The organism is Leisingera sp., from assembly GCF_034669605.1.
Lineage (GTDB): Bacteria > Pseudomonadota > Alphaproteobacteria > Rhodobacterales > Rhodobacteraceae > Leisingera.
This window is the reverse complement of the sequence record NZ_JAXMOX010000272.1, coordinates 1-4,931: the sequence shown is the minus strand read 5'-3', so window position 1 is coordinate 4,931 and position 4,931 is coordinate 1. Positions and strand designations below refer to the sequence as shown.

Here is a 4,931-nt window from a genome sequence, read left to right as displayed (position 1 = left end):
AGCGGGAGACCTCATAGGCAAAGTCGACATGGCCGGGGGTGTCGATCAGGTTCAGCACATAGGTGTCGCCGTCATCGGCAGTGTAGTCGATGCGGACGGTGTTGGCCTTGATGGTGATCCCGCGCTCGCGCTCGATATCCATCGAGTCGAGCAGCTGTTCCTTCATATCGCGGTCCTTCACCGTGCCGGTCTCCTGGATGAGCCGGTCAGCGAGGGTGGATTTGCCATGGTCGATATGGGCGACGATGGAGAAATTGCGGATTTTGGCGAGGTCTGTCATGCAAGGGGATATGATTTGGTTTTGGGGTTTGGTCAAGCGGGCGCAGCGGCCCAGCTGATGATATTTCACCAAGTGAGGAATTGAAGGCCGGGTTTTGCGCCGGATCGAGACAGAAGATCAGCCAGCAGCCGGCTGGCAGGGGCGGCGCGTTCAGCCCCCGCCGCCTCCAGACGCCCCGAACGCCTCAAATTCTCCCCGCCCCCTTCGCGTTCACCCGAAATGCGCTATACTCCTTCTGTACCGCGAAACGCGCGCCCCTCTGGTGGGAGACACAGCAAAGGAGGACGACCCGCATGGATACAATCAAAGCCGCTGAATATGCACGCGCGCTTTATGCCGCGCATGGCGACAAGGCCGAGGCCGAAGCCGCACAGAAGATGCGCAGCTGCCAGGAAGCCGGCAAGGACAGCGAAGCCGCAGACTGGAAAGCCGTGCGCCAGGCCGTCCGCGCCCTGCGCGGGCCGAACCAGGCCTGAAAACAGCAGCAGCCGGAGGGCCGGGGCAACCGGCGCTCCGGCCCTGCCCACCCCCCGCTTACCGTGATTGAAACGCGCCTTGGCTTTTGGCATACTGCCGCCAATTCCGCGGGCAGCAGACCCGCTTGCCAAAAAACGAGGCACGAGCAAGATGAAATTTTTCCTGACCGCCGCGCTTTGCGCCGGGTTCCTCACCGCACTGGCGCCAGCCGGCGCCGAAGCCGGGGAGATTGAGCGCGCCTGCCGCCAGTCCGACCGCACCGCCGCCTCGCCCGGCCTGTGCAGCTGCATCCAGAAGGTGGCCAACCGCAGCCTGACACGGGCCGAGCGCAAGACCGTCTCGAAATGGTTTTCCGATCCGCACCAGGCCCAGGTGGTGCGCCAGTCCTCCAGCCGCACGGACGAACGGCTGTGGCTGCGCTATAAGGCGTTCGGCGATCACGCGGCGCGCAGCTGCGGCTGACGCCCCGGCTTTCAGTCTTTCAGTCAAACCGCGGAAACAGCCGCCCCTGCGGGCGCCTGTTTCACTTCAACGCATCTGCGCTGCGGCATTTTCGCAAGGGATTCCGCACGGGATAAGGCTGCGCCTTTGCCCTCTTGACCGGGCTGCAGCAACGCGGAACAAACGGCGTAAGTTATTGGAGCGTTTGGATGTTGATCAAAGGTGTTACCCTGCGCGGGCTGGAAGTGTTCGAAGCTTTGGCCAAGACCGGATCGGTGGCGCAGGCGGCGGAGATGACCGGCCTCAGCCAGCCCGCCGTCAGCCAGCAGATGCGCAACCTGGAAAAGGCGCTGGACAGCGAATTGATCGATCACGGCCGCCGCCCGATGGTGCTGACCGCCGCCGGGCGCAGTTTTCTGACCCGGACCGAGGCGGTCCTGTCCGAACTGCGGCTGGCCCAAAGCGAACTGACAGTGATGGACCTCACCCATCTGCAGGCGCTATCGATCGGGCTGATAGATGATTTTGACAACGACCTGACACCGCGGCTGGCGACCATCCTTGCCGATAGCCTGACCCAGTGCCGGTTCAAGATGATCACCGCCTCCAGCCATGATATTGTGCAGGCGATGGTGGCGCGCGAGCTGCATCTTGCGGTTGCCGCCGCCACCGGCGGGCCGCACGACGGGCTGGTAGAACACCCGCTGGTGCGCGACCCCTTTATCCTGGTGGCGCCCAAGGGCGCCTTGTCCGATGCGGCGCAGGCGGCAGAGCAGCTGCAGGATCTGCCCTTTCTGCGCTATGCCCGCGAGCAGCTGATCTCGCAGCAGATCGAAGGGCTGCTGGTGCGCCAGAAACTGGAGTTCGAAGACCGGTTCGAGGTCGGCTCGCATCTGGCGCTGATGGCGATGGTGGCGCGGCGGATCGGCTGGGCCATCACCACGCCGCTGGGCTATATGCGGGCCGGGCGCTTCCACGATCAGATCGACGCCTTCCCGCTGCCCTTTGGCGAGATGTCGCGGACGATTTCGCTGTTTTCGGCTGCCGATTGGGCTGACCGGGTGCCGCGCGACGTGGCGGAAACCCTGCGGCGGCTGGTGCAGAGCCAGATGATCGACCCTGCCGTGCAGCGGCTGCCGTTTCTGGCGGGCGGGTTCCGGGTGATCGGGGCGTAATTACAGCGCGGCCTTCAGGCCCGTGGCGGCCGCCTCGATCAGATCCAGACAGCCATCGAAATCGCGGGTGTAATAGGGATCGGGCACATGATCGGCGCCGGTTCCGGGCGCATAGCCGGTGAACAGGCGCACGGCGGTATCATTGCCCGCGGGGCGCAGGGCTTCAATAGCCTCAAGATTGCCGGCGTCCATTGCGATGATCAGATCGAAGGTTTCGAAATCACCGCGCCGGAACTGCCGCGCCCGCAGGTCCGAGATATCCAGCCCGCGCGCGCGTGCCGCCGCCTGCATCGGGCCATAGGGCGGCTCGCCTGCGTGATAGGAGGCCGTGCCCGCACTGTCCGTTTCAACCTCCGGGCACAGCGCTCGGAACACGCCTTCGGCCGCCGGCGAGCGGCAGATGTTTCCTAGGCAGACGAACAGAATACGGGTAGGCATGGGTTTGTGGCTCCTGTGTACAGGGCCCGTGATAGGAGGTTCCGCAGCGATGGGGAAGAGCGCGAAGATCGTGATCCTGACCGGCGCCGGGATTTCCGCCGAAAGCGGGCTGGGCACCTTCCGCGACGAGGGCGGCCTGTGGGCGCAGCACCGGATCGAGGATGTGGCAACGCCCGAAGGCTTTGCCCGCGACCCGGATTTGGTGCATCGTTTTTACAACGCCCGCCGCGCCCAGGCGGCGGCGGCCCGGCCGAACCCGGCGCATCAGGCGCTGGCGCGGCTGCAGGCGCAGCACAAGGGCGAGGTGGTCATCGTCACCCAGAATGTGGACGGGCTGCACGAGGCCGGCGGCGCGCAGGCGGTGCTGCATATGCACGGCACGCTGGCGGGGGCGCTGTGCGCCGCCTGCGGCCACCGCTGGCCCGCCCCTTTGGCAATGTGCACAGGCATAGCCTGCCCCGCCTGCGCGGCGCCTGCGGGCCGCCCGGATGTGGTCTGGTTCGGCGAGATCCCCTATTTCATGGAAGAGATCTTTGCGCATCTGGCGGCGGCGGATGTGTTTGCTGCCATCGGCACCTCGGGCGAGGTCTACCCGGCTGCCGCCTTTGTCGATGAGGCGCATCTGGCGGGCGCCCGTACGGTAGAGCTGAATCTGCAGCCTTCCGCCACCGCCTCGCGCTTTGCCGAGCGCCGCTTTGGTCCCGCCGGCGAAACTGTTCCGGCCTGGGTGGCAGAGCTGCTCGGCTGACCCCGGACACCGGAAAGCCCGCCATCCGGCGGGCTTTGGGCGCGAAGGAGGGCTGCGGCGCAGCCTGACGCCGCGCCCGCCCTGCCCGGCTCAGTTGGAGTGGCCGCCGTGGCCCCCGGCCTTGCGCTCCAGATCCACCGGCACTTCGACTTCCACCTCGCCGGCCTTCTCAAACACCAGCGTCAGCGTCACCACATCACCGTGGTTCAGCGCCCGTTTCAGCCCCATGAACATAACATGATCGCCGCCGCGCTTCAGCATATGGGTGGCGCCCTCGGCGATGGCAAAGCCTTCCTCCACATGCATCATCTTCATGACGCCGCCATCAGTTTCCCTGTGGGTATGCAGCTGCACTTTGGCCGCCACATCCGAGCGGACGCCGATCAGCCGGTCATCCGCATGGGTCTGGTTCACGATCTGCATGAAGGCGGCACCGGCCTTGGCAGCGGGCGAGGACACCCGGGCGTATTGATCCTGCACCAGGATCTTATGGGCGCCGTCGGCAAAGGCCGAACCGGCCAGAACCGCCGCAGCGGCGGCAGCAACGAAAACGGATTTCAGGGACATTGTCTGTCTCCTCGCATGAAAGCATTTGATTTTTTGGGTAACGGGGTGTCTGCGGTCAGGCCGCAGGCGGCGAACGTGCGGTGGCCTCCGGTTCCCGGCATCCGCCGCTGACCGGCCGTTGCGGAACCGCAGCCACACGGCCCGCCCCCTCCCCGGGCACCGGCAGGGCGGCAGGCAGCGCCACCGCATCCAGCAGATGCATCACGCAATCGGGGCAGCTGTGCGGCGGCGGCACCGGCTGGCCGTCGCTGTCCACATAGACAATTTCCGGCCCCAGGCCGGTGCAGATCACCATCTGCCCGGCCGCGTCCCGCGCGCCCTGCCGTGCCGCAGCGCTATGCGCCGTCAAGGCAACCGCAAGGACCAGGAACAGGCCAAGGCATATGCGCAGGATGCGTGTCATTGCCGCCAGATATGCCCGCATGGCACGACGGCTGCAAGACACAACTCCGCGGCAGATTGCGCAAACGCAAACACCGCGCCGGGTTTCCCCGGCGCGGTGCCTGTAACTGTAATCCGGTGAAGGGATCAGGCCCGGCCTATCAAGCCTCGGCGGCTTGCGCCTTGGCGATCTCTTTCTTCACTTTCAGTGCGTTGTCGGACAGCTCTTCGTTCTTGGCTTTGGCCAGGAAGGCGTCCAGGCCGCCACGGTGATCAACCGAGCGCAGCGCAGCAGCGGAGATCTTCAGCTTGACGCCGCGGCCCAGGGTCTCGGACTGCAGGGTCACATCATTCAGGTTCGGCAGAAACCGGCGACGTGTCCGGTTGTTGGCGTGACTGACATTGTTTCCGGACTGTACAGCCT

At 65.5% G+C, this 4,931-nt stretch carries 9 protein-coding genes; 4 read left to right on the top strand and 5 right to left on the bottom strand.

The features are described from left to right. On the bottom strand, positions 1–280 hold a 280-nt coding region (locus VOI29_RS22490; RefSeq protein ID WP_323783860.1), incomplete at its 3' end, for a GTP-binding protein. Between the two features lie 293 nt (positions 281–573). Here VOI29_RS22490 and VOI29_RS22485 point away from each other — a divergent pair. The 3 genes from VOI29_RS22485 to VOI29_RS22475 all read left to right on the top strand — a co-directional run bounded on the left by VOI29_RS22485 (position 574) and on the right by VOI29_RS22475 (position 2,373). After that, positions 574–756: a hypothetical protein gene (locus VOI29_RS22485; protein ID WP_323783858.1), complete on the top strand. Its 183-nt coding sequence runs from the start codon at positions 574–576 to the stop codon at positions 754–756. A gap of 151 nt (positions 757–907) precedes the next feature. Continuing rightward, the gene (locus tag VOI29_RS22480) at positions 908–1,219 is read left to right on the top strand and encodes a hypothetical protein (protein ID WP_323783856.1); all 312 of its coding nucleotides are present in this window, start codon (positions 908–910) and stop codon (positions 1,217–1,219) included. Positions 1,220–1,407: 188 nt separating this feature from the next. Then, positions 1,408–2,373, top strand: a complete 966-nt coding sequence (locus VOI29_RS22475; RefSeq protein ID WP_323783854.1) for a LysR family transcriptional regulator — start codon at positions 1,408–1,410, stop codon at positions 2,371–2,373. Here VOI29_RS22475 and VOI29_RS22470 read toward each other — a convergent pair whose 3' ends face one another. Next, the gene (locus tag VOI29_RS22470; RefSeq protein WP_323783852.1) at positions 2,374–2,811 is read right to left on the bottom strand and encodes a low molecular weight protein-tyrosine-phosphatase; all 438 of its coding nucleotides are present in this window, start codon (positions 2,809–2,811) and stop codon (positions 2,374–2,376) included. It abuts the gene before it with no gap. A gap of 49 nt (positions 2,812–2,860) precedes the next feature. Here VOI29_RS22470 and VOI29_RS22465 point away from each other — a divergent pair, with 49 nt between their 5' ends. Next, entirely contained in the window at positions 2,861–3,559 is a 699-nt protein-coding gene (locus VOI29_RS22465) for an NAD-dependent deacylase (RefSeq protein ID WP_323783850.1), read from the top strand. A 90-nt stretch (positions 3,560–3,649) separates the two neighbouring features. Here VOI29_RS22465 and VOI29_RS22460 read toward each other — a convergent pair whose 3' ends face one another. The 3 genes from VOI29_RS22460 to rpmB form a co-directional block, all read right to left on the bottom strand. Continuing rightward, positions 3,650–4,126 (bottom strand): copper chaperone PCu(A)C, encoded by a 477-nt coding sequence (locus VOI29_RS22460; RefSeq protein WP_323783848.1) that lies wholly within the window; start codon positions 4,124–4,126, stop codon positions 3,650–3,652. Between the two features lie 55 nt (positions 4,127–4,181). Continuing rightward, positions 4,182–4,529 carry a hypothetical protein gene (locus VOI29_RS22455; protein ID WP_323783846.1) on the bottom strand — a complete coding sequence of 116 codons (348 nt, stop codon included), beginning with the start codon at positions 4,527–4,529 and terminating at the stop codon, positions 4,182–4,184. 139 nt (positions 4,530–4,668) lie between these two features. Further along, on the bottom strand, positions 4,669–4,931 hold a 263-nt coding region (gene rpmB, locus VOI29_RS22450; protein ID WP_323783844.1), incomplete at its 5' end, for a 50S ribosomal protein L28.

Coding starts and splice junctions, on each gene's coding strand:
- VOI29_RS22485 (WP_323783858.1), top strand. CDS start 574: ATGGATACAATCAAAGCCGCTGAATATGCACGCGCGCTTTATGCCGCG.
- VOI29_RS22480 (WP_323783856.1), top strand. CDS start 908: ATGAAATTTTTCCTGACCGCCGCGCTTTGCGCCGGGTTCCTCACCGCA.
- VOI29_RS22475 (WP_323783854.1), top strand. CDS start 1,408: ATGTTGATCAAAGGTGTTACCCTGCGCGGGCTGGAAGTGTTCGAAGCT.
- VOI29_RS22470 (WP_323783852.1), bottom strand. CDS start 2,811: ATGCCTACCCGTATTCTGTTCGTCTGCCTAGGAAACATCTGCCGCTCG.
- VOI29_RS22465 (WP_323783850.1), top strand. CDS start 2,861: ATGGGGAAGAGCGCGAAGATCGTGATCCTGACCGGCGCCGGGATTTCC.
- VOI29_RS22460 (WP_323783848.1), bottom strand. CDS start 4,126: ATGTCCCTGAAATCCGTTTTCGTTGCTGCCGCCGCTGCGGCGGTTCTG.
- VOI29_RS22455 (WP_323783846.1), bottom strand. CDS start 4,529: ATGACACGCATCCTGCGCATATGCCTTGGCCTGTTCCTGGTCCTTGCG.